The sequence below is a fragment of the Ruegeria sp. CDSB029 genome (assembly GCF_059611125.1).
In genome coordinates this window covers 97,201-119,284 of record NZ_JBXWOX010000007.1, presented here as the reverse complement: position 1 = coordinate 119,284, position 22,084 = coordinate 97,201, and the positions used below count along the sequence as shown (strand labels likewise).

Genomic DNA, 22,084 nt, shown 5'->3' with positions numbered 1-22,084 from the left:
AAAAACGATCCGAGGCCACAATGCAGCAGTTACAATCCCTTCTGAACTCGTTTTTTGAACACGTTCGGAATGTACTTATGTATCCGTTCGATCCCGTTAATCGAATCTACTACGTTTATTTGTGCAGTTCGGTTTTGATCGCGTTCTGGATTTACGTCAGAAATCGAAAAAACACATCTGAGGTTTTGGGCGAAAAGAGCTTTGTTGGTTTTCTGTTCCCTAAAAAGGTCTGGAGGCACCCTTCAGCTTGGCTTGATGTCCGATACTTCTTTTTTCATATGTTTATTGGTCACTTCTTGATGATTGGCCTGTCCGCTGCTGCTGCGGCTCTGTCCTACTATTGGGCGAGCGGCGGGTTCAGTATCAATGAAGCTGCTCCGGCACAATCCTTAGAGGGTTGGACAGGCGCCGGTATCACCGTTGCGTATATGGCTGTACTGTTCCTTGTCGCAGATTTTCTTGGCTTTTTTGCGCACTATCTACAGCATAAAATCCCGCTTTTGTGGCAATTTCACAAAGTCCATCACAGCGCTGAAGTGATGCACCCGATTTCCAACTTCCGCGAGCATCCGATTGATAATTTTTTTTACAATATTTTGATTGGTTTGGGCGGGGGGGCTATCACCGGCTTCACTTTCCGGATCTTGGGGTATCACCCCAACCTTCCTGTTATTTTGGGCGTTCCGGTTTTTATGTTCCTGTTTAACTTCGCGGGCTATAATTTGCGCCATTCCCATATATGGCTGCGTTGGCCCGGTGTTTGGTCAAAAGTATTTCCGTCACCCGCGCATCATCACGTGCATCACAGCTGTCACCCGGATCACCTGGACAAGAACTTTGCTTTCATGTTCCCATTCTGGGATGTGGTTTTCGGCACTTACGTGATGCCTGAAGACAACAGGGACGTGAAATTTGGTGTAACGGAAAAGGACAACGGCCTGAGGTTGGACTCTTGCCTGAAACTGTACGTGTTGCCGTTCCAGGATGCGTGGCGTCTGTTCCGGCCCAAAAAGCCGTCGGCTCAATCTAACTCTGTCACCAACGAGCCAGCGGAATAATGTTAATCGGTCGACCACCCGGTTGCGCCCGGGTTGTCCCATATTGAATTCACTATTGGATCGACCTGCCGCCGTAGGCGAGCGCAACTTTATGAGCGGCCTTGAATAGGTCGGGTAAGCACGGGATCAGGCTGCCGCGGCACCGATCCGGGCTACCTTTGATATCCAACGATCCACGCTGCCGGGTTTGGGATAGCTGGCGCCCGAAAAGTAAGTGAACCGGGTCGGTTTGAAGCCGACAAATCCCAGAATCTGATCGCGGATCTGGCGGATCAGGGCTTGCCTGTAGATCAAACGCATGAACCAGCCCGGCGTGTCCGAGGTCAGGATGACCCGCGCTGTGCGCCCTGTCAGCATAGGTGCTGGAAAGCCGATCCTTGTAGTATTCCGCGTGTCGAAGGTGCGTCCGGGGATGAATGCCCGGTCAATCAAACCTTTCAGCTTGGCCGGCAAGCCGCCCCACCACATCGGTGCCGTCAGGACAAGGTGTTCGCTCCATTCAAGATCCTGCAGCACTTGTTCCAATGCGGGTTCCAACGGTTTGAAGTCCTCATAGTTTCCCTGACCGAAGTCATGGTCAAATTGCAGGTCGCTTAGGTGAATCATGCGAACGTCGTGCCCCTGTCGTTTGGCCGCGTCAGCATAGGTTTCAGCAAATGTTCGGGACAGGCTGGTTTCGCCTGGGTGTCCGTCGAGGATCAGGATTTTCTTAGGTTGCATCGCGAATCTCCAAAAATGACCATGGTCAGTTTATAAGTGGAAAAAATGACCACGGTCAATTACAAAATTTGACCACGGTCAAAAAACATGCGAACAGGGCATATGCAAAAGACAGTTCAAAAGAGAACCCTTAAAACGCGCGCCCGATTAATTGAGGCGGCAGAGGACGTTATCGAAAGAAACGGCTATCAGGCTTTGCGAGTGGAAGACGTGGTTCAGGCAGCCGGGGTCGCAAAGGGAACCTTTTTTGCGCATTTCCGGGACAAAGACGCGCTGATGGAAATGCTGATTGGTGAGAGGCTGGTTGCCTGTTTCGATCAGGTCGAACAGGGCCCCGCCCCACGCACAGCCCCCGAAATCGCCGATGCCCTGCAACCGATCCACGCCTTCATGACGTCAGAGCGTTATGTGTTCGATCTGATCATCCGGTACTCAGGCGCTACCGCAATAACCGAGATCGGGCCCATAGCGCGTTGCTTCGAACGCTATGTCCGACTGGTCGCTGGTTGGTTGGAAACCGCGAAGGTGCGCAAGGACATTTCCCCCGACTTGTTGGCCGAGGGGGTTCAGGCTTTTGCTATTCAGTCAATGTCGCTGAAGTTCTGCGCTCTGCATGAAGCAGAGAGTTTTTCAGACAGGTTGGAAATCTATCTGGACGCGTGGTTAACCCCGGCAACCTGACGGCGGCCGGGGTTTAATATTAACTGTGAATCGGTCCGTCGCCACAGGCCAACGCAGCCTCACGCACGGCTTCCGAATAAGTTGGGTGGGCGTGGCAGGTCAGGGCCAGATCTTCGGCCGAGGCGCCGAACTCCATCGCCACACAGACTTCATGAATCAGATCGCCCGCACCGGGGCCGATGATGTGGCAGCCCAGAATGCGATCAGTTTCCTTGTCGGCCAGGATTTTGACAAACCCATCGGTCATTAAGTTCGCTTTGGCGCGGCCGTTGCCCATGAACATAAACTTGCCGACCTTATAGGCGCGCCCCTGTTCTTTCAGCGTCTCTTCGGTTTCGCCAACATTGGCGACCTCGGGCCATGTGTAGATCACACCCGGGATGACGCCGTAGTTCACGTGCCCATGCTTGCCCGCAACCTGCTCGGCTGCGGCCATACCTTCATCTTCGGCCTTGTGCGCCAGCATGGGGCCTTCGGTCACGTCACCGATAGCGTAGATGCCCGGCACGTTTGTCTGCCAATCGGCCCCCACCTTGATCTGACCACGCGGTGTCATTTCAACACTCAACGCTTCCAGACCCAAACCATCCGAGTACGGTTTGCGCCCGGTGGCGACCAGAATTGTATCAGCTTCGATCACATGTTCGCTGTCATCCTTGCGCAGCTTGTAAGTCACTTTGGCCTTGGTCTTGGTGGCTTCGGTCTTTTGAACCGCCGCACCCATGACAAATTTAAGGCCTTGTTTCTTGAGGATGCGCTGGAAGGTCTTCTGAACTTCGGGGTCCATGCCGGGGGTGATCGCGTCGAGGAATTCGACCACAGTCACCTCAGCGCCCAGACGCTGATAGACCGAGCCCAATTCCAGTCCGATCACGCCCGCGCCGATCACCACCAACTTCTTTGGAACCTTGTTCAGGGACAAAGCTCCGGTCGAAGTCACCACAACCTTTTCGTCCACCTCGACACCGGGCAGAGAGGACGGTTCGGACCCGGATGCGATGATGATGTTCTTTGCGGTGTGAATCTCATCACCCACTTTGACCTGACCCGCGGCAGGGATCGAGCCCCAGCCTTTCAACCAGTCGATCTTGTTTTTCTTGAACAGGAACTCGATACCCTTGGTATTGCCGTCGATCGTTTCCTGCTTGTAGCCCTGCATCTGTTTCCAATCGACCGAGGGGCTTTTGCCCTTCAGGCCCATCTTGGCAAAGTTATGCTCGGCCTCGTGCAGTTGATGGCTGGCATGCAGCAGCGCCTTGGACGGGATACAGCCCACGTTCAGGCACGTGCCGCCCAGAGTTTCACGCCCTTCGACGCAGGCAGTCTTCAGGCCCAGCTGAGCGCAACGGATGGCGCAAACATAGCCGCCGGGGCCTGATCCGATTACGATAACGTCATAATTTGCCATGTGTCAGGTCCTTATCGATTACGGGGATGGCGACATTTGTATGCGCGCCAGGGCGTTTCCCCATTACTTTATCCACGCCAGCGACTGAATCAAAAGACAGCCGCCAGCAACATTACGGTGTTGGCCAACAAGCCAACAATCCAAATCACAGTTCGCCAAGGCGTCCAACCCAATGCGTAGGCGGGGACGTAGAGGATGCGGGCGATCAAATAGATCCAGCTACAGGCCGCAGTGAGCCCGTTCGACTGGCCCGAAACCGTCACGACAAGCGCCGCAATTGCGAACAGAACCAACCCTTCGGTGTGGTTGCTGAGGGCACGGTGCAGACGCCCCGAAACCCCCGGTTTGTCAAAAGGAATATCTCGCGGGCCAACCGCAAGGCCAAGGTCAATCTTACCGTGCCCGGCAGCCAGATAGACCACGAATTGCGCGACCCAAAGTAATGCGGCAAGGGTCAGGACGGTTAGTTCCGTGGTCATCCAGTGGTTCCCTTTGAGCTGTCGAAAGTCATCGCGTTACCCGTTTGTGCCGCGCCCCCAATGGGAGGCGCAGCCTAATGCTTTCAGACAGGGTCCAGAACCTTGGTCTGGATATGTGCCACGCCACCACGTTCGTGGTGCATGGCCAGCTCTTCGGATTCGATGAAGCTCTGGGCTCGGTCGAGATCGGTGATCTCGAACAACGCGACCGCGTGGTCCTTGCGATCAGGGTCTTTCCAGATATGGAGGTCGCGGATGCCCGCGGCCTCTCTCATCGGTTTGTCTTCTTCAAACACCTTCAGCCAGACATCAAAGTCGGCCACGTCGGCTTGCCAGAGTACATGTGTCGCCATGATTACAGATCCATCAGCAGACGGCGCGGGTCTTCCAGCGCCTCTTTCACACGTACAAGGAACGTCACCGCGCCCTTGCCGTCAACAATCCGGTGGTCATAGGACAGTGCCAGATACATCATCGGGCGGATCTTGATCTCACCATTGATGACCATCGGACGGTCCTGGATCTTGTGCATGCCAAGGATACCCGATTGTGGTGGGTTCAGGATCGGCGACGACATCAGCGAGCCATAGACACCACCATTCGAGATAGTGAAGGTGCCGCCCTGCATCTCTGCCATGGACAATTTGCCATCACGGGCGCGCTTGCCCTTTTCGGCGATGGCCTTTTCGATATCGGCAAAGGACATGCTGTCGGCGTCTCGGATGACCGGAACAACCAGACCCTGAGGCGTACCGGCGGCGACGCCCATGTGAACGAAGTTCTTGTAGACGATGTCTGTGCCGTCAATCTCGGCGTTGACTTCGGGAACCTCTTTCAGCGCGTGGCAGCACGCCTTGGTGAAGAAGGACATAAAGCCCAGCTTCACACCGTGTTTCTTCTGGAACAGGTCTTTGTATTCGTTGCGCAGGGCCATCACCTCGGTCATGTCCACCTCATTGAAGGTGGTCAGGATTGCAGCCGTGTTCTGCGCATCCTTCAAACGCTTGGCGATGGTCTGGCGCAGGCGGGTCATCCGCACGCGCTCTTCACGGGCCGCATCCTGCGCCGCAACCGGTGCCCGTGGCGCTTGTGCCGGGGCCGGAGCTGCCGCAGCGGGCGCCGGGGCAGCTGCTGTTGCCGCTGCTCGGGCCACATCTTCTTTCATGATCCTGCCATCCCGACCGGTGCCGGTGACCTGATCCGCAGACAAACCTGCCTCTGCCATAGCCTTTTCGGCGGACGGGGCGTTGGCAATGTCCTTGCCGGTGCTTGCTGCTGCAGCCGGGGTTGCTGCCGCAGGAGCCGGAGCAGCAGCTGACCCAGCCGCTGCGCCTGCAATCACCGCCAGTTTGGCCGAAGCTTCGACTGTCGCGCCTTCGGGGGCGACGATTTCTGCCAGAACGCCTGCAGCCGGGGCGGGAACCTCGACCGAGACCTTGTCTGTTTCCAGCTCGCACAGCATCTCATCCTGCGCGACGCTGTCACCGACCTGCTTGAACCATGTCGAAACAGTCGCTTCGGTCACGGATTCACCCAAGGTTGGCACCATCACGTCGACACTGCCGCCCGACGCCACCGGAGCTGCCGCCGCAGTCGGGGCCGGAGCTGCTGCCGGGGCAGGGGCTGCGCCTTCGCCTGCGGCAATAGTGGCCAGCAGCGCGTCAACGCCAACGGTTTCACCTTCGGCGGCGACGATTTCGCCCATCACGCCAGCAGCGGGAGAAGGAACTTCGACTGTGACCTTGTCGGTCTCCAACTCGCACAACATTTCATCAACGGCTACGGCGTCGCCGGGTTTTTTGAACCATGTCGCAACCGTGGCTTCGGTCACCGACTCGCCAAGCGTGGGAACTCGAACTTCAATGGACATCGATTATTTTCCTTCAATGCTCAGCGCTTCGTCGACCAGCGCTTCTTGTTGGGCTTTGTGTTGGCTGGCCAGACCCGTCGCGGGAGAGGCCGATGTGGCGCGGCCGACATAACGCGGCCTGGTGTGCTTGGCACCGATGCGGGTCAGAACCCACTCGATATTCGGCTCGATAAAGGTCCAGGCGCCCTGGTTCTTGGGCTCTTCCTGACACCAGATCATCTCGGCACCCTTAAAGCGCTCAAGCTCGTTGATCAGCGAATGCGCCGGGAAGGGATAGAACTGCTCGATCCGCATCAGATAGACATCGTCGATACCGCGCGCATCGCGTTCTTCCAGCAGGTCGTAGTAGACCTTTCCGGAACACATCACCACGCGTTTAACCTTGTCGTCCTTGACCAGTTGGGTGTCCGAATTTCCTTGTTGTGCGTCGTCCCACAACACGCGGTGGAAGCTAGAGCCTGTGGTGAACTCTTCTGCCTTGCTGACCGCCATCTTGTGGCGCAGCAGCGATTTCGGCGTCACCAGGATCAGCGGCTTGCGGAAGGTGCGGTGCAACTGACGGCGCAGGATGTGGAAATAGTTCGCCGGTGTCGTACAATTGGCCACGATCCAGTTGTCCTGACCACACATCTGCAGGAACCGTTCCAGACGTGCGGACGAGTGTTCCGGTCCTTGCCCTTCGAAACCGTGCGGCAACAGGCAAACCAAACCGGACATCCGTAGCCACTTGCTTTCGCCCGAACTGATGAACTGGTCGAACATGATCTGCGCGCCGTTGGCAAAATCGCCAAACTGTGCCTCCCACAGGGTCAGTGCATTTGGCTCGGCCAACGAAAACCCGTATTCAAAACCCAGAACCGCATATTCGCTGAGCATCGAGTCAATCACTTCGTATTTAGACTGGCCTTCGCGAATGTTGTTCAGCGGATAGTACCGCTCTTCAGTTTCCTGATGCACAAAACCCGAATGACGCTGGCTGAACGTCCCGCGTGTCGCATCCTGCCCTGACAGGCGGACAGGATAGCCTTCGGTCAGCAGCGAACCGAAGGCCAGTGCCTCTCCAGTGGCCCAATCAAATCCTTTGCCGCTTTCGAACATCTGTTTCTTGTGATCCAGAAGACGCGCGACGGTCCGGTGCACTGCGATATCTTCGGGTGCGTGGCTCAGCGCGTTGCCAATTTGGGCCAGTGTTTCTGGTTTAATTGCAGTGTCGCCGCGGACATATTCTTCTTTGTTTTTGTCCAGATGCGACCAACGCCCGTCCAGCCAGTCAGCCTTGTTGGGTTTATAGTCCTTGCCCGCCTCGAACTCATCATTCAGATGGGCCTGGAAGGCGGCCTTCAAATCCTCGATCTCACCCTCGGGAATCAGGCCATCTTTGACCAAACGTTCGGTGTACAGCGACAGCGTGGTCTTATGTGTCTTGATCTTCTTGTACATGATCGGGTTGGTGAACATGGGCTCATCGCCCTCGTTATGCCCGAACCGGCGATAGCAGAAGATATCGATGACAACGTCCTTGTGGAACTTCTGACGGAACTCGGTCGCCACTTTGGCAGCGTGGGTCACAGCCTCGGGATCGTCACCGTTTACATGGAAGATCGGTGCCTCAACCATAAGGGCAATATCTGTGGGGTAGGGGCTGGAACGGCTGAAATGTGGTGCGGTGGTAAAACCGATCTGGTTGTTCACCACGATATGCATTGTGCCGCCGGTCTTGTGGCCCTTGAGGCCGGACAGGCCGAACCCTTCGGCCACAACACCCTGACCAGCAAAAGCTGCATCACCGTGCAACAGGATGCCCATGACCCTGGTGCGATCTTCGTCGCCCAACTGATCCTGCTTGGCGCGGACCTTGCCCAGTACGACCGGGTTCACCGCCTCAAGGTGAGACGGGTTTGCTGTCAGCGACAGGTGGACGGAATTGCCATCAAACTCGCGGTCGCTTGAGGCCCCGAGGTGGTATTTCACATCGCCAGAACCATCTACATCTTCGGGTTTGAAGCTGCCGCCTTGAAACTCGTTGAAGATAGCGCGATAGGGTTTGCGCATCACGTTGGCCAGGATGTTCAACCGGCCGCGATGGGGCATACCGATGACGATATCACTGACACCCAGCGCACCGCCGCGCTTGATGATCTGCTCCATCGCGGGGATCAACGCCTCGCCTCCGTCCAGACCAAACCGCTTGGTGCCCATGTATTTCACGTGCAGGAACTTTTCGAAGCCTTCGGCCTCGACCATCTTGTTCAGGATCGCCTTGCGGCCTTCCTTGGTGAACTGGATTTCCTTGCCATACCCTTCGATCCGCTCTTTCAGCCATGCGGCTTCTTCCGGATTTGAGATATGCATGTACTGTAGCGCGAACGTACCGCAATAGGTCCGCTTAACGATCTCGACAATCTGGCGCATGCTGGCCATCTGCAAACCCAGCACGTTGTCGATAAAGATCGGGCGGTCCATGTCGGCTTCGGTAAAGCCATACGTCTTCGGGTCCAGCTCGGGGTGAGTGCTGGCGGCACGCATGCCCAACGGGTCCAGTTCAGCGGCTAGATGGCCCCGGATGCGATAGGCCCGGATCAGCATCAGGGCGCGAAGACTGTCCAGAACCGCACGTTTGATCTGATCTTCGCTTACCTGAACGCCCTTGGCCTCGGCCTTGTCCTTGATCTTGTCGCCCGCTGCCTTAGCATCGATTTCGGCCCATTCTCCCGTCAATGCACCAGTCAGATCATCCGTCGGCATCGGAGGCCAGTCGGTCCGTGCCCAGGACGGCCCTTCGGCCTCGCGCTGGACGTCCGGTGTGGCGTCGCCCATCTGCCGGAAGAACTCGACCCAGGCAGCATCCACCGCGTTCGGGTCCTTGGTGTACTGGGCATATAGCTGCTCCAGATATTCGGCATTATGCCCCTGCATAAAGCTTGAGGCATGAAAGGCAGAGTTGGGCGTATGTTCGGTCATTGGGCTACCTCATGTGGGTTGGGACCGTATTGATTGGTGCCTGGCTGGCTGGGGCGGGTCAGCCACCACAGAACCAGGAGGGGCGACACAAACAAAACAAGCAGTGTCGGGATAACGACCAGCAACGTGGCGCGGGTGAACAGGATGTCCAGATTGCCGCCATGCTGGAAACTGGAGGCAAGGCCGATGCCGAAGAACAGAACCGCCCCGGCACCGAGGATCAGCAGGATCGGTAGCAAGGCAAAAAGCCCGCTGCGCCCGGTATCATGCATCCGCCGCCACGCGACGGCCAGATGAGGGAAAAATACGATCAGGCCAACGATGCTTTGTACTGGCGCAGAGGACGTGGCGGTGACGGCTTTAACCTCGTCGGTCTGGCTGACCGAGACTTGCGTGAAGAACTGCCAGTCGATGATCCCGGCGATGATGTTCCAGATCACGATGAACAGGAAAAAGAACCAGTATTCGGGCCGTGAGGCACGCCCCGAGAAGGTGAAGAACTTGGAGAAACAGGTGCGGATGGCGTCAGAGAAGGTCATAGCAGTCCCAATCTGATCTCAAGACCGAGAGACATTATTCATCCCCCTTCTTGTTTTCAGCATGTTGCCAAACCGAGGCTACAACCATGAGTTCTCCGGGAAACTCTCGTTGGAGTGCCACGCTGATGCGCGCAGTGTCCCAAAGGTAAACTTCTACGCTTTGCTCAATACCATTTTTGTAGTTGTCCCAAGCTCCAATCCGAGCCACAAGTGAGTTCCCAAAGCCAGATGACTTAAGATTTCGTTGCACATGTGCGAAGAGCCCCGGCGAAGTTTGTTGCGTATAGAAAAAGGTGCAAGATGTTCTTTCAAACTTTCTATGGTTTTCAGTTTGCACACTAACTAAATCTTGCGTGGAACGGTTCCTCAAAACAGCGCCACCCGAAAAGTCTGAAGCGGAAGCGTTGCGAGCCATCTGTTGCTCGACGCGCTTAGTCGCAATCTTGGCGGTTTCTTCGAAGGATTGCTGCCTATGGGGGTTATTAGGTCTCTGGGCTTTAAACAGGAAATGCTCGGTCGAAAGCACTTCTTTTTCTTCTGCCGAGAGTTCGACTGGCATTAATCGTTGCCAGCCGAGACGTTGCAATTTGGCGTAAGCCGACTCTTCATCCAATTGCATGCACGCGAATGCGGCACGCTCAATGGCGGTTTGTGCAACTGCTGGACTCGTGAAGTTCACGACAGCACCTATGCAAATGGTCAAACCCCAATGGATGCTGAGCCGGTCGAGGGTCATGCCTTACCCAATCGCTTCCAGCACGGCCTCACCCAGCGTTGCCGGGCTTTCCGCCACAACGATACCGGCTGAGCGCATGGCTTCGATCTTGTCCTCGGCACCGCCTTTGCCACCGGCGACAATCGCGCCCGCGTGGCCCATGCGGCGGCCCGGAGGGGCTGTGCGGCCTGCAATGAAACCGGCGGTCGGCTTCTTGCGGCCCTTCTTGGCCTCATCCGCCAGGAACTGCGCGGCTTCTTCTTCGGCCGAGCCACCGATCTCACCGATCATGATGATCGACTCGGTCTCATCATCGGCCAGGAACCATTCCAGCACGTCGATATGCTCGGTGCCTTTGATCGGGTCACCGCCGATGCCCACACAGGTGGACTGGCCCAGGCCTACGTCTGTTGTCTGTTTCACAGCTTCATAAGTAAGCGTACCCGAGCGGGAAACGACACCCACGCTCCCGCGTTTGTGAATGTGGCCGGGCATGATGCCGATCTTGCAGGCATCCGGCGTGATGACACCGGGGCAGTTCGGGCCGATCAGGCGTGACTTGCTGCCTTCCAGCGCGCGCTTCACCTTCATCATGTCCAGAACCGGGATGCCTTCGGTGATGCAGACGATCACCTCCATCTCGGCATCAATCGCTTCCAGGATCGAGTCCGCTGCAAAGGGCGGCGGTACATAGATCACGCTGGCATTGGCCTCGGTCACGTGTTTGGCTTCGTGGACCGAGTTGAACACGGGCAGGTCAAGATGGGTCATCCCGCCTTTGCCGGGGGTCACGCCGCCAACCATCTTGGTGCCATAAGCGATGGCCTGTTCGCTGTGGAATGTGCCCTGCGAGCCGGTAAAGCCCTGACAGATCACTTTGGTATTTTCGTCGATGAGGACTGCCATTTGGCATTCTCCTGTTTTAAGCGGGCCTGAGCCTGCCTGAATTCGTCGGAAAGGTGGGCAAATCCCACCCCACGGAATTGGGATTAGCCTTTGACGGCCTTCACGATCTTCTCGGCACCGTCTTTCAGGTTGTCCGCCGCGATCACGTCCAGGCCAGAGGTGTTGATGATCTCTTTGCCCTTCTCGACATTCGTGCCTTCAAGACGCACAACCAGCGGAACTTTGAGGCCGACTTCTTTCACCGCGGCGACAACGCCCTCGGCAATCACGTCACAGCGCATGATGCCGCCGAAGATGTTGACCAGAATGCCTTTGACCTGCGGGTCCGAGGTGATGATCTTGAACGCTTCGGTCACTTTCTCTTTGGTGGCACCACCACCAACGTCGAGGAAGTTGGCAGGCTCGGCGCCATACAACTTAATAATGTCCATTGTCGCCATCGCCAGACCGGCACCGTTCACCATACAGCCGATCTCACCATCCAGCGCGATGTAGTTCAGGTCGTACTTAGAGGCTTCAAGTTCCTTGGGGTCTTCCTCGGTCGTGTCGCGCAGCTCGGCAATATCCGGATGGCGGTAAACCGCGTTACCGTCAAAGCCGACCTTGGCGTCCAGCACTTTGAGGTCGCCCTTGTCGGACACGATCAGCGGGTTGATTTCCAGCATCTCCATGTCCTTCTCGACGAAGGCGGCGTACAGCTGGCTCATCAGTTTGACGCACTGTTTGACCTGCGCGCCCTCCAGCCCCAGCGAAAAGGCGATGCGGCGGCCATGATAGGGCTGATAGCCTGTTGCCGGATCGACCGAGAAGGACAGGATTTTCTCGGGCGTTGCAGCAGCAACCTCTTCAATGTCCATGCCACCTTCTGTGGAGCAGACGAACGAGATGCGGCTGGTCTGGCGATCCACCAGCAGGGCAAGGTACAGTTCACGTTCGATGCCGGAACCGGCTTCGATGTAGATGCGGTTGACTTGCTTGCCCGCGGGGCCGGTTTGATGCGTGACCAACGTACGGCCCAGCATCTTCTTGGCTTCCTCGGATGCTTCTTCCACCGACTTGGTCAGACGAACACCGCCTTTTTCACCGGCGTCAGCCTCTTTGAAGGAGCCCTTGCCACGGCCACCCGCGTGGATCTGTGCTTTGACAACCCAGAGCGGGCCATCCAGCTCACCGGCTGCGGTTTTGGCTTCCTCAGCGCGCAGAACCGCGCGACCTTCGGAGACCGGAGCGCCATAGCTGCGAAGAAGCGCTTTGGCCTGATATTCGTGAATGTTCATCGAAACTGTCCTGTCTGACTGCGTTACACCGTTATAGGGGTGTCTAGGGGGCAAGTTTAAAGGGTTTTTTGACAGGGAAGCAGTTTTTCACAAAGATTTTCATTATTTGTGATCACGGTTTTTTTGGGTGTGATCACAAAATGCAATGAAGGTCACCCCTTTGATTCGTCGTCGATGACGGCCTTTAGAATAAAGAGAGATTTCAGCTAGCGCTAAACCTAGCCAGTCCGCCGAGACGGCGGATTCAAACGTTTTCATGGCAGCTGCGCCGGGGACATGTGGATTCAATGGCGCCGTAATCGTCCAAAGAAAGACCCGGCTCACCAATGGTGAACCGGGTTCTGAATTACCGCTGCAGAGGGATCAGGCCAGCGAGCTGTCGATGCCCTTGCACGCTTCGATCAGGCCTTTGACGGCGTTGACCGAATTGTCGAACCCGGCTTGTTCGTCTTCGTTCAGCTTGATGTCGACGATCCGTTCGACACCACCGGCACCGATCACGGTGGGTACGCCCACATACAGACCGTCTACGCCCAGCTCACCGCTGCAATATGCAGCGCAGGGCAGAACGCGTTTCTGGTCTTTCAGATAGGCTTCGGCCATTTCGATCGCCGAAGTGGCAGGCGCATAGTAAGCCGAGCCAGTTTTCAGCAGGCCAACGATTTCGGCACCGCCATCACGGGTGCGCTGAACGATGGCGTCCAGCTTGTCCTGTGTGGTCCAGCCCATCTCGACCAGATCGGGTAGGGGGATGCCTGCTACGGTCGAATAACGCACCGACGGCACCATTGTGTCGCCGTGGCCGCCCAGAACAAACGCGGTGACGTCACGCATCGAGACGTTGAACTCTTCCGACAGGAAGTGCGCGAAACGGGCTGAGTCCAGAACGCCAGCCATGCCACAGACCTTGTTGTGCGGCAGACCCGAGAATTCGCGCAGAGCCCAGACCATCGCATCCAGCGGGTTGGTGATGCAGATCACGAACGCGTCGGGTGCGTGGGCTGCGATGCCTTCGCCGACCGACTTCATGACTTTCAGGTTGATGCCCAGCAGGTCATCACGGCTCATGCCGGGTTTGCGGGCCACGCCAGCGGTGACGATGCAGACGTCTGCGCCTGCGATATCGGCATAGTCGCTGGTGCCGGACATGGCTGCGTCGAACCCTTCCGAAGGGCCGGATTCGGCGATGTCGAGCGCTTTGCCCTGCGGCAGCCCGTCTGCGATGTCGAACAGGACAACGTCACCCAGTTCTTTGACAGCTGCGAGGTGCGCAAGCGTGCCGCCGATGTTCCCAGCGCCGATAAGCGCAATCTTGGGTCTGGCCATTTGGAAAATCTCCGGTCGGAATTGAAATCGCGGCTGTGCTAGTCGCTAAATGGCTTTCGCGCAAGTGTTCAGCGGCGCGGCATGCAACCGCATACCGTTTGCACTGCCTGGGCTGATTGCGCTAAACGGCCAAGGATACAGGCCGAAACCGGGGCGCTGCATGTTCGAATTGAACCTGATGTTTTTTGTTGTAGCGATACCGGCTGTGATATTTGCGGGTATTTCGAAGGGTGGCTTTGGCTCAGGCGTGGCCTTTGCGTCCTCATCGATTCTGGCGTTGATATTGGAGCCGGGGCAGGCACTGGCTCTCATGCTGCCGATCTTGATGGTGATCGATGTTGCAACACTTGGGCCCTATTGGAAACGCTGGAGCTGGCCGGATTCGCGCCTGTTGATCCTTGGGGCCGTGCCTGGCGTGGCGTTGGGCGCATGGCTTTATCGCGCCACCGATGATGATCTGCTGCGCCTACTGATCGGGGGGATTTCCATTGGTTTTGTCGTTTGGCACGTCAGTCAATCCAAAGGCTGGGTGCGCGGCTTCACAAACAGACTGCCTGCCCCCGCCGGACTGTTCGCTGGACTGGTTGCTGGCTTCACCAGCTTTGTTAGCCATGCGGGCGGCCCGCCAGCCGCCGTTTACCTGCTGTCGCAACGCCTGTCGAAGACCGAGTTTCAGGCCAGCACTGTATTGGCCTTCTGGGTCATCAACATCACGAAATTTGTGCCTTACGCCTATCTCGGCCTTTTCACGTGGCACACCGCTTGGGCTGATCTGTTGCTGACCCCGTTCGCGATTCTTGGAGCATGGTTGGGGGTGCGGGCGCATTTCATGCTGTCCGAGCGCCTGTTCTTTGGCATCGCCTATGTGCTGCTGACGCTCACGGGCAGTAAACTGATCTGGGACGCTTTGACCTGATCAGACGTTGGGCGGCAGGGCATCGGCGATCATTTCATAAGCCTGACCCGAGGCAACAAGGCAGGTCATTCCATCCGGCAGTGTCACGGTGATCGTCCAGCTGCCGCTTTGGTCCGACGCATAAAGCTCCATCACCGCGCCTTGACGCGCGATGCCGATCCCCTGGCGCGTTTCGCCGTAAGTTTCGGTCAGCCGTTTTATCACCTCGTCACGTGGTGCGCAGTTGCGGGCGTGGGCCTGTTGTGCAGCCAGAACCATGATTCCGAGGCCCATCGTCATCTTCAGCAGTGTCTTGTGCATCTTCGACCCTTTTCGAATTCATTTGCCGGTCAGGGTGCCGTCGTTGGACCGAAATCCGGTTAAAGGAACGCACGTTGCGTCGCAAATGCTGCGATGCGGCGATTTTGCGCTTGAACTTTCCGACAAAAAATGCCCCATTCCGCGCAACTTTATTTCTTCGGGAGAAGCCAATGGACTCGCGCCAGCGCCCCTATCGCTCTGTTCTCTATATCCCCGGTTCGAAAGGCCGGGCGCTGGACAAGGCACGCACTTTGCCTGTGGATGCAATCATTTTTGATCTCGAAGACGCGGTGTCCGCCGACGAAAAGAACAATGCGCGCGAAACGCTTAAGGCTGCACTAGCTGCAGGCGGCTATGGTGATCGGGTCAAGATTGTCCGCATCAATGGCCTGGATACCGAATGGGGTCACGCCGATGCCGAAGCTGTGCGCGAGATGGACGCCGACGTTGTTCTTTTGCCCAAGGTGAATTCTGCAGCGGATGTGGACGCGCTTGCCGCAATCACTGGCGATATCCCGATCTGGGCGATGATGGAGACCCCACGCGGCATGCTGAACGCCGCCGAGATCGCCGCTCATCCGTTGATGGCCGGGTTCGTCATGGGCACTAACGATCTTTCGAAAGAACTGCAAACCCGCTTCCGCCCGGACCGCCTGCCGCTGATGACTTCGCTGGGTCTGTGCCTGCTGGCCGCCAAGGCCGAAGGGCTGATCATCGTCGACGGTGTCTATAACGCATTTAAAGACGCCGAAGGTTTGGCCGCCGAATGTGCGCAGGGCCGTGACATGGGCTTTGACGGCAAGACATTGATCCACCCCGCGCAGGTCGATGTCACCAACGCAGCCTATGCACCGTCCGAGACCGAGATTGATCTGGCCCGCCGCCAGATTGCCGCCTTTGAAGAGGTCGAGGCACAAGGGCAGGGCGTTGCCGTGGTCGATGGCAAGATCGTGGAAAATCTGCACGTTGTAACTGCCCGCGAAATTCTGGCAAAAGCGGAGGCGATTACAGCTTTGCAAGCGGGGTAAGCCAGCATGGGCTTTGTTCTTCTGATTCTCGGCGTGGCACTATGGTGGGCCGCTCATCTGTTCAAACGTGTGATGCCGGCGCGGCGCGCCGCAATGGGCGACGCTGGCAAGGGCGCGGTTGCGCTAGCTCTGGTCGCGTCGATCTTGCTGATGATCTTCGGTTATCGCATGACCGACTTCATCTATGTTTGGGCCCCGCCTGCCTTTATGATTCACATCAACAACCTGCTGGTGTTGATCGCGATCTTCATGTTGAGCCCCGCCGGAACCAAGGGCCGTATTCTGAACAAGCTCCGCCATCCGATGCTTGGCGGGTTCAAGCTGTGGGCTTTTGCGCATTTGCTGGTGAATGGAGATCTGGCCTCGATCATCCTGTTTGGCGGATTGTTGGCCTGGGCTGTGGTTGAGGTGATCGTAATCAACAAGTCTGAACCTGACTGGACGCCCGGTGAACCCGGCACCTATGGCAAGGACGCGATGTTCTTTGTGGCCTCGATCGTGCTGATGGGTGTCATCGGTTACGTTCACGGGCTGGTCGGTCCGTCACCGTTCGCCTCGTAAGGGATCTGACATCATGGCAAAACTCTATCGTTTGTTGACCGAAGAAGACACATCCGCCTTCTGCCACAAAGTAACAGACGCACTAGCAAAAGGGTGGGAGCTGTATGGCGACCCGTCCTATGCTTATGACGAAAACAGCCGCATGATGCGCTGCGCGCAAGCCGTGACCAAAGAGGTTGAGGCCGACTATTCACCTGACATGAAACTGGGACAGCAATAATGGCAAAAACCAATCCGGGCCGCTTTTTCGAGGACTATTCCATCGGTCAGGTGTTGCACCATGCCGTGCCGCGCACGGTGACCAATGGCGAGAGGGCGCTGTACCATGCGCTCTATCCGGCGCGGCATGCGCTGTATTCCTCGGACGAATTCGCCCGGAATTGTGGTCTGCCGCAAAGTCCCATTGATGATCTGGCGGCGTTTCATGTCGTGTTTGGCAAGACTGTCCCGGATATTTCGCTGAATGCCGTGGCCAATCTGGGCTATGCCGAGGGGCGCTGGTTAAAGCCGGTCTATTCCGGCGATACGCTGCGTTCGGAATCCGAGGTGATCGGTCTCAAACAGAACTCGAATGGCAAAACCGGTGTTGTCTGGGTGCGCACGCGTGGTCTGAATCAGCGCGATGAAGTAGTCATCGAATATGTGCGCTGGGTCATGGTGCGGAAATCGGATCTGGATGCGCCCGCACCCGAGACTGTGGTGCCGGAACTGAAAAAGGCGCTGGACGCGAAGGATCTGATCGCGCCCGAGGGCCTTGATTTCTCTCAGTACGATTTCGCTCAGGCTGGTGAGGCGCATCGCTGGGGCGACTATGAGATTGGCGAGACCATTGATCACGTCGATGGCGTCACGGTCGAAGAGGCCGAGCATATGCTGGCCACCCGCCTGTGGCAGAACACTGCCAAGGTGCATTTCGATCTGACCTTCCGCCCCGAAGGGCGGCTGATCTATGGCGGTCACGTGATTTCCATGGCGCGGACCCTGTCGTTCAACGGGTTGGCTAACGCACAGATGATCGTTGGCCTGAACGGTGGCGCGCATGCGAACCCCTGCTTTGCCGGCGATACGATCAAAGCCTGGTCCGAAGTTCTGGATAAGGCGGAAACTGCCATTCCGGGTGTTGGTGCGGTTCGCCTGCGGCTGGTCGCCACAAAGGGCGGCGCGCCGTTTGAGTTGAAAAACGAAGACGGTCGTTATCTGCCCAATGTCCTGCTTGATCTGGATTACTGGGCCTTGATGCCGATCTGATACTCGTGGTGACATTCATTTGATCGCAGCCAGCGCCAATCGTGTTAGGCTGTTGTCATGACCTTGCTTCGCACGATAGTTGCCTGCGCCTGTCTGACGCCACCCGCTTATGCCTGCGATCTGGCATTAGCGCTAGCTGTAGATGTCTCAGGCTCGGTGGATTCGACCGAGTATCGAATTCAGATGGATGGCCTTGCTGCGGGGTTGCGCGATCCAATTGTGTCCGAGGCGCTGGTGCGTGGGAAAGCCCGCGTGATGCTAGTGCAGTGGACAGGGTCCTCTCGTCAGATGGTCACTGTTCCGTGGACACAGATCGACAGTTTCGAGGCAATTGATCAGTTTGCTGTGAAGGTGGCCAACGATCCAAGGGTCTGGCGCAACTTTTCCACCGCAATTGGCGAGGCGCTGGAAACGACCATGTCCTATTTTGATACGGTGTCGGATTGTAAACGCCACCTGATCGATATCTCCGGCGATGGGGTGTCGAACGAGGGGGTTGAACCATCGGACGTGCACAGAATTTTGCGGACACGCGGTGTAACGGTCAACGCGATTGCAATCGAAGAAAGTGAACCGGATTTGACCGCGTATTTCTTTGAGAACGTTATTGTTGGCGAGGGTGCGTTTGTCGTTTCGGCCTCGGGGTTCGCTGATTATCCCGAGCGGATTCGAAAGAAGCTGCTGCGCGAAGTGACCCAACAAACAGCTGATTTGAAATAGCCGCACAACAGAATCGGGTTTGCAGGCGCTAACATCGTGATGGATGGAAAACATTTTGTGATCACGAGCTTATTTTGTGTGATCACATAATGCAAATATCCGCCATTTTGCGGCAATTGTGAACTTTTTTGCACCTGCAGCACGTGACAGAACGGCAAAAAACGGTAAAACCTTCGGAAGCTAACCGTAAAGGAGCCAACATGGCCGATGTAAATCGGGGCAATCGCCCTCTTTCACCTCACCTCACGATCTACCGCCCCCAACTTACTTCGATGACGTCGATCCTTGTGCGCATCACGGGTATTGCATCACTTGCGATCGCATTCTTTGTTGTGTGGTGGTTCCTGGCCGCCGCAACATCCGAGGCATCGTTCAATTTCATCGACAGTCTGATGAGAAGCTGGCTGGGTGATCTGGTGATGTTCGCTGCAACTTGGGCGATCTTCTATCACATGCTGGGTCGTCTGCGTCACGTGATCTGGGATCTGGGGTATTGCGTAGATGTCGGTATCTCCGAAAAGATGGGGATCGGCATGCTGGTGCTGGCCACCATCCTCGCCTTCATCACGGCAATTGCGGTTTAAGGAGATTGGCCATGAATTACCTCACTGACCGCAAACGCGCGCAGGGTACCGGTGCTGGCGGCGAAGGTACGCATCATCACTGGCAGATGATGGTCAGCTCGGCCGCTCTGGTCATCCTGGTTCCACTTTTCGTTTTTGTCTTCGCAAGCGGCTTGGGCAGATCATACGAAGAGGTTCTGACCTACTACAGCCGCCCATTCCCGGCGATTGTAACCGGCCTGACTTTGGTCGTCGCTATCATCCATCTGGTACGTGAGACGCAGGTTGCGATCGAAGACTATGTTCATGGTGTCGCAGAAAAGCTGAGCCTCATGGCCGTCGCGGCGTTTGGCTACACATTGATAGCTGCCGGGCTGTTTGCCCTGATCAAGCTGGCTCTGTGAAACGCGCGGTAAGGAAATAATCAAATGACAGCTGCATACGAATACGAAACACACGAATATGACGTGGTTGTTGTCGGCGCTGGCGGCGCAGGTCTGCGCGCCACGCTGGGCATGGCTGAGCAGGGTCTGCGTACAGCGTGCGTGACCAAAGTGTTCCCGACGCGTTCGCACACGGTTGCCGCGCAGGGCGGGATCGCCGCATCTCTGTCCAATATGGGACCGGACCACTGGCAGTGGCACATGTACGACACCGTCAAAGGCTCGGACTGGCTGGGTGACACCGATGCAATGGAATACCTTGCGCGTGAGGCACCCAAGGCCGTGTATGAGCTGGAACACTACGGTGTTCCGTTCAGCCGAACTGAAGAGGGCAAGATCTACCAGCGCCCGTTCGGCGGTCACACCACCGAATTCGGCGAAGGTCCTGCCGTGCAGCGGACCTGTGCTGCTGCGGACCGGACCGGCCACGCGATCCTGCACACGCTGTACGGTCAGTCGCTTAAGAACAACGCCGAGTTCTATATCGAATATTTTGCCATCGACCTGATCATGTCCGAGGACGGTCAGTGTCAGGGTGTCGTCTGCTGGAAGTTGGATGACGGCACGATGCACGTCTTCAACGCCAAGATGGTTGTTCTGGCAACCGGCGGCTATGGCCGCGCCTATTTCAGTGCAACATCGGCCCATACCTGCACCGGTGACGGTGGCGGCATGGTGGCCCGCGCAGGGCTGGCCCTGCAGGACATGGAGTTCGTTCAGTTCCACCCGACCGGCATTTACGGTTCTGGCTGTCTGATCACCGAGGGTGCGCGTGGTGAGGGAGGTTATCTGACCAACTCGGAAGGCGAGCGGTTCATGGAGCGCTACGCGCCCCAGTACAAGGACCTCGCACCTCGCGATTACGTCTCGCGTTCGATGACGATGGAGATCCGCGAAGGCCGTGGCCATGGTGACGGTGGCGACCACATTCACCTGAACCTTAGCCACTTGCCCGCTGAGGCATTGGCCGAGCGCCTGCCGGGGATTTCGGAATCGGCGCGGGTTTTTGCGGGCGTAGACGTCACCAAGGAACCGATCCCTGTTCTGCCGACCGTGCACTACAACATGGGCGGCATTCCGACGAACTATTGGGGTGAGGTTCTGAACCCGACCGCTGACAACCCGACGGGCGTTGTCCCTGGGTTGATGGCCGTGGGTGAAGCGGGCTGTGCCTCAGTCCACGGGGCAAACCGTCTGGGCTCGAACTCACTGATCGACCTCGTGGTGTTTGGCCGCGCTGCTGCAATCAAAGCGGGCAAGGTTGTGGATGCCGAGGCGCCGAACCCGGTTCTGAACCAGGCGTCCGTCGATATGGCGTTCGACCGGTTTGATGCAGTTCGCAACGCCAGCGGCCAGATCGCGACCGCCGATCTGCGCCTTGAGATGCAGAAAACCATGCAGGAAGACGCCGCCGTGTTCCGCACAGCCAAAACCATGGCCGAGGGCGTCGACAAGATGACGGCGATCGCCGCCAAGATGGATGATCTGAAAGTCAGCGACCGCTCGCTGGTCTGGAACAGCGACCTGATGGAAACGCTGGAACTGACCAACCTGATGCCAAGCGCCTTGGCGACCATCGTTGGCGCTGAGGCGCGCAAGGAATCCCGTGGCGCACACGCGCATGAGGATTTCACCGAGCGTGATGATGAAAACTGGCGCGTCCACACAGTGTCGCGTGTTGATGGCAACAAGGTTGATCTTAGCTATCGCCCGGTCATTGCCGATCCGCTGACAACCGAAGACGAAGGCGGCATCAGCCTGAAGAAAATCGCGCCCAAAGCGCGGACGTTCTGATCAAGCGGACCCCGCCTTGAAGTGGCTCGCTAATCGGACGGCACATGCGGCGGATTAGTGAAACGAAGAATAGAAAGGGCCGCTGACATGATGTCTGCGGCCCTTTATTGTGGGTCAGCCAGCCTGCCATTAAATGCTTGCAAGATTTAGGTTGTCTAACTGCCCGTTTTTGGGCGACGACGATTTGAGCTACAGCGATGATTATGTTCAGCGCATGGTCAAATGCCTAGAAAACCACGACGCGGACAAAGTAGTCATCGGCACGCATGGGACCACCTAGTCCAGTACGGCTCCCGAAAACGTTCATCAAAGAACACCAATTAAGTTCGGCCAACTGTTACAAAACATGCAGCGTGTGGACCGACTGGGAACAGAGGCATTGGTTGCGCTTGGCCGTAACATTGCGCCCTACAAGTACGTGGAAACCAGCCAGAAATTCGTGGATGTGTGTTATGCGCGTTGGTCGTATGAAAACGGCATTGAAAGCAGGGTCATCGATCGCGAGAACAGTGGATTTGTTCGGCGCGTGCCTACCGAAGGTGAGCACGAAACATTCTTCATGACTTTTACC

At 56.9% G+C, this 22,084-nt stretch carries 23 protein-coding genes; 11 read left to right on the top strand and 12 right to left on the bottom strand.

What is annotated here, in order from left to right; translation table 11 throughout:
* Positions 1-20 precede the first annotated feature (20 nt).
* The gene (locus AC2FI8_RS10655; RefSeq protein ID WP_496778933.1) at positions 21-1,058 is read left to right on the top strand and encodes a sterol desaturase family protein; all 1,038 of its coding nucleotides are present in this window, start codon (positions 21-23) and stop codon (positions 1,056-1,058) included.
* Positions 1,059-1,184: 126 nt separating this feature from the next.
* Here AC2FI8_RS10655 and AC2FI8_RS10650 read toward each other — a convergent pair whose 3' ends face one another.
* Positions 1,185-1,778 carry an NAD(P)H-dependent oxidoreductase gene (locus tag AC2FI8_RS10650; protein ID WP_496767555.1) on the bottom strand — a complete coding sequence of 198 codons (594 nt, stop codon included), beginning with the start codon at positions 1,776-1,778 and terminating at the stop codon, positions 1,185-1,187.
* 102 nt (positions 1,779-1,880) lie between these two features.
* Between AC2FI8_RS10650 and AC2FI8_RS10645 the strand changes: the two genes are divergently transcribed.
* A complete protein-coding gene (locus AC2FI8_RS10645; RefSeq protein WP_496767553.1) occupies positions 1,881-2,459 on the top strand; it encodes a TetR/AcrR family transcriptional regulator in 579 nt (192 codons plus the stop codon).
* A gap of 19 nt (positions 2,460-2,478) precedes the next feature.
* On the opposite strand, the gene lpdA is transcribed toward AC2FI8_RS10645, so the two are convergent.
* The 10 genes from lpdA to mdh all read right to left on the bottom strand — a co-directional run bounded on the left by lpdA (position 2,479) and on the right by mdh (position 13,940).
* Positions 2,479-3,867: a dihydrolipoyl dehydrogenase gene (gene lpdA / locus AC2FI8_RS10640; protein WP_496778931.1), complete on the bottom strand. Its 1,389-nt coding sequence runs from the start codon at positions 3,865-3,867 to the stop codon at positions 2,479-2,481.
* Between the two features lie 89 nt (positions 3,868-3,956).
* The gene (locus AC2FI8_RS10635) at positions 3,957-4,346 is read right to left on the bottom strand and encodes an MAPEG family protein (RefSeq protein WP_496767549.1); all 390 of its coding nucleotides are present in this window, start codon (positions 4,344-4,346) and stop codon (positions 3,957-3,959) included.
* 83 nt (positions 4,347-4,429) lie between these two features.
* A complete protein-coding gene (locus tag AC2FI8_RS10630; RefSeq protein WP_058273540.1) occupies positions 4,430-4,699 on the bottom strand; it encodes a hypothetical protein in 270 nt (89 codons plus the stop codon).
* A gap of 2 nt (positions 4,700-4,701) precedes the next feature.
* On the bottom strand, positions 4,702-6,216 hold the full coding sequence (gene odhB / locus AC2FI8_RS10625; protein ID WP_496767547.1) for a 2-oxoglutarate dehydrogenase complex dihydrolipoyllysine-residue succinyltransferase: 1,515 nt from the start codon (positions 6,214-6,216) through the stop codon (positions 4,702-4,704).
* A gap of 3 nt (positions 6,217-6,219) precedes the next feature.
* Positions 6,220-9,177: a 2-oxoglutarate dehydrogenase E1 component gene (locus tag AC2FI8_RS10620; protein ID WP_496767546.1), complete on the bottom strand. Its 2,958-nt coding sequence runs from the start codon at positions 9,175-9,177 to the stop codon at positions 6,220-6,222.
* A complete protein-coding gene (locus AC2FI8_RS10615) occupies positions 9,174-9,716 on the bottom strand; it encodes a DUF805 domain-containing protein (RefSeq protein ID WP_496725827.1) in 543 nt (180 codons plus the stop codon). The genes AC2FI8_RS10620 and AC2FI8_RS10615 overlap by 4 nt, the downstream gene beginning before the upstream one ends.
* Before the next feature lie 34 nt (positions 9,717-9,750).
* Complete coding sequence (locus AC2FI8_RS10610; RefSeq protein ID WP_496725828.1) at positions 9,751-10,452, bottom strand: hypothetical protein; 702 nt, start codon at positions 10,450-10,452, stop codon at positions 9,751-9,753.
* A gap of 3 nt (positions 10,453-10,455) precedes the next feature.
* Positions 10,456-11,337: a succinate--CoA ligase subunit alpha gene (gene sucD / locus AC2FI8_RS10605; protein WP_496725829.1), complete on the bottom strand. Its 882-nt coding sequence runs from the start codon at positions 11,335-11,337 to the stop codon at positions 10,456-10,458.
* An 83-nt stretch (positions 11,338-11,420) separates the two neighbouring features.
* Complete coding sequence (sucC, locus tag AC2FI8_RS10600) at positions 11,421-12,614, bottom strand: ADP-forming succinate--CoA ligase subunit beta (RefSeq protein ID WP_058278788.1); 1,194 nt, start codon at positions 12,612-12,614, stop codon at positions 11,421-11,423.
* A gap of 363 nt (positions 12,615-12,977) precedes the next feature.
* Positions 12,978-13,940 carry a malate dehydrogenase gene (mdh, locus tag AC2FI8_RS10595; RefSeq protein WP_058273532.1) on the bottom strand — a complete coding sequence of 321 codons (963 nt, stop codon included), beginning with the start codon at positions 13,938-13,940 and terminating at the stop codon, positions 12,978-12,980.
* A gap of 160 nt (positions 13,941-14,100) precedes the next feature.
* Here mdh and AC2FI8_RS10590 point away from each other — a divergent pair, with 160 nt between their 5' ends.
* A complete protein-coding gene (locus AC2FI8_RS10590; RefSeq protein ID WP_058273684.1) occupies positions 14,101-14,856 on the top strand; it encodes a sulfite exporter TauE/SafE family protein in 756 nt (251 codons plus the stop codon).
* On the opposite strand, the gene AC2FI8_RS10585 is transcribed toward AC2FI8_RS10590, so the two are convergent.
* On the bottom strand, positions 14,857-15,156 hold the full coding sequence (locus AC2FI8_RS10585; RefSeq protein ID WP_282120109.1) for a hypothetical protein: 300 nt from the start codon (positions 15,154-15,156) through the stop codon (positions 14,857-14,859). It abuts the gene before it with no gap.
* Positions 15,157-15,326: 170 nt separating this feature from the next.
* Between AC2FI8_RS10585 and AC2FI8_RS10580 the strand changes: the two genes are divergently transcribed.
* From AC2FI8_RS10580 to sdhA, 8 genes are all read left to right on the top strand, one after another.
* Positions 15,327-16,184 (top strand): HpcH/HpaI aldolase/citrate lyase family protein, encoded by an 858-nt coding sequence (locus AC2FI8_RS10580; RefSeq protein ID WP_496778928.1) that lies wholly within the window; start codon positions 15,327-15,329, stop codon positions 16,182-16,184.
* 6 nt (positions 16,185-16,190) lie between these two features.
* Positions 16,191-16,745 carry an NnrU family protein gene (locus AC2FI8_RS10575; protein WP_496778926.1) on the top strand — a complete coding sequence of 185 codons (555 nt, stop codon included), beginning with the start codon at positions 16,191-16,193 and terminating at the stop codon, positions 16,743-16,745.
* 13 nt (positions 16,746-16,758) lie between these two features.
* Positions 16,759-16,965 carry a DUF1737 domain-containing protein gene (locus AC2FI8_RS10570; RefSeq protein WP_496778924.1) on the top strand — a complete coding sequence of 69 codons (207 nt, stop codon included), beginning with the start codon at positions 16,759-16,761 and terminating at the stop codon, positions 16,963-16,965.
* Entirely contained in the window at positions 16,965-17,993 is a 1,029-nt protein-coding gene (locus AC2FI8_RS10565; protein ID WP_496767526.1) for a MaoC family dehydratase, read from the top strand. The genes AC2FI8_RS10570 and AC2FI8_RS10565 overlap by 1 nt, the downstream gene beginning before the upstream one ends.
* A 57-nt stretch (positions 17,994-18,050) precedes the next feature.
* Positions 18,051-18,713, top strand: coding sequence for a DUF1194 domain-containing protein (locus AC2FI8_RS10560; protein ID WP_496778922.1), 663 nt, complete (start codon positions 18,051-18,053; stop codon positions 18,711-18,713).
* A gap of 200 nt (positions 18,714-18,913) precedes the next feature.
* Positions 18,914-19,297, top strand: a complete 384-nt coding sequence (gene sdhC / locus AC2FI8_RS10555) for a succinate dehydrogenase, cytochrome b556 subunit (RefSeq protein WP_108860867.1) — start codon at positions 18,914-18,916, stop codon at positions 19,295-19,297.
* A gap of 11 nt (positions 19,298-19,308) precedes the next feature.
* Positions 19,309-19,680: a succinate dehydrogenase, hydrophobic membrane anchor protein gene (gene sdhD / locus AC2FI8_RS10550; RefSeq protein ID WP_496778920.1), complete on the top strand. Its 372-nt coding sequence runs from the start codon at positions 19,309-19,311 to the stop codon at positions 19,678-19,680.
* 24 nt (positions 19,681-19,704) lie between these two features.
* A complete protein-coding gene (gene sdhA, locus AC2FI8_RS10545) occupies positions 19,705-21,513 on the top strand; it encodes a succinate dehydrogenase flavoprotein subunit (RefSeq protein ID WP_496778919.1) in 1,809 nt (602 codons plus the stop codon).
* Positions 21,514-22,084: the final 571 nt, after the last annotated feature.

Coding starts and splice junctions, on each gene's coding strand:
- AC2FI8_RS10655 (WP_496778933.1), top strand. CDS start 21: ATGCAGCAGTTACAATCCCTTCTGAACTCGTTTTTTGAACACGTTCGG.
- AC2FI8_RS10650 (WP_496767555.1), bottom strand. CDS start 1,778: ATGCAACCTAAGAAAATCCTGATCCTCGACGGACACCCAGGCGAAACC.
- AC2FI8_RS10645 (WP_496767553.1), top strand. CDS start 1,881: ATGCAAAAGACAGTTCAAAAGAGAACCCTTAAAACGCGCGCCCGATTA.
- lpdA (WP_496778931.1), bottom strand. CDS start 3,867: ATGGCAAATTATGACGTTATCGTAATCGGATCAGGCCCCGGCGGCTAT.
- AC2FI8_RS10635 (WP_496767549.1), bottom strand. CDS start 4,346: ATGACCACGGAACTAACCGTCCTGACCCTTGCCGCATTACTTTGGGTC.
- AC2FI8_RS10630 (WP_058273540.1), bottom strand. CDS start 4,699: ATGGCGACACATGTACTCTGGCAAGCCGACGTGGCCGACTTTGATGTC.
- odhB (WP_496767547.1), bottom strand. CDS start 6,216: ATGTCCATTGAAGTTCGAGTTCCCACGCTTGGCGAGTCGGTGACCGAA.
- AC2FI8_RS10620 (WP_496767546.1), bottom strand. CDS start 9,177: ATGACCGAACATACGCCCAACTCTGCCTTTCATGCCTCAAGCTTTATG.
- AC2FI8_RS10615 (WP_496725827.1), bottom strand. CDS start 9,716: ATGACCTTCTCTGACGCCATCCGCACCTGTTTCTCCAAGTTCTTCACC.
- AC2FI8_RS10610 (WP_496725828.1), bottom strand. CDS start 10,452: ATGACCCTCGACCGGCTCAGCATCCATTGGGGTTTGACCATTTGCATA.
- sucD (WP_496725829.1), bottom strand. CDS start 11,337: ATGGCAGTCCTCATCGACGAAAATACCAAAGTGATCTGTCAGGGCTTT.
- sucC (WP_058278788.1), bottom strand. CDS start 12,614: ATGAACATTCACGAATATCAGGCCAAAGCGCTTCTTCGCAGCTATGGC.
- mdh (WP_058273532.1), bottom strand. CDS start 13,940: ATGGCCAGACCCAAGATTGCGCTTATCGGCGCTGGGAACATCGGCGGC.
- AC2FI8_RS10590 (WP_058273684.1), top strand. CDS start 14,101: ATGTTCGAATTGAACCTGATGTTTTTTGTTGTAGCGATACCGGCTGTG.
- AC2FI8_RS10585 (WP_282120109.1), bottom strand. CDS start 15,156: ATGCACAAGACACTGCTGAAGATGACGATGGGCCTCGGAATCATGGTT.
- AC2FI8_RS10580 (WP_496778928.1), top strand. CDS start 15,327: ATGGACTCGCGCCAGCGCCCCTATCGCTCTGTTCTCTATATCCCCGGT.
- AC2FI8_RS10575 (WP_496778926.1), top strand. CDS start 16,191: ATGGGCTTTGTTCTTCTGATTCTCGGCGTGGCACTATGGTGGGCCGCT.
- AC2FI8_RS10570 (WP_496778924.1), top strand. CDS start 16,759: ATGGCAAAACTCTATCGTTTGTTGACCGAAGAAGACACATCCGCCTTC.
- AC2FI8_RS10565 (WP_496767526.1), top strand. CDS start 16,965: ATGGCAAAAACCAATCCGGGCCGCTTTTTCGAGGACTATTCCATCGGT.
- AC2FI8_RS10560 (WP_496778922.1), top strand. CDS start 18,051: ATGACCTTGCTTCGCACGATAGTTGCCTGCGCCTGTCTGACGCCACCC.
- sdhC (WP_108860867.1), top strand. CDS start 18,914: ATGGCCGATGTAAATCGGGGCAATCGCCCTCTTTCACCTCACCTCACG.
- sdhD (WP_496778920.1), top strand. CDS start 19,309: ATGAATTACCTCACTGACCGCAAACGCGCGCAGGGTACCGGTGCTGGC.
- sdhA (WP_496778919.1), top strand. CDS start 19,705: ATGACAGCTGCATACGAATACGAAACACACGAATATGACGTGGTTGTT.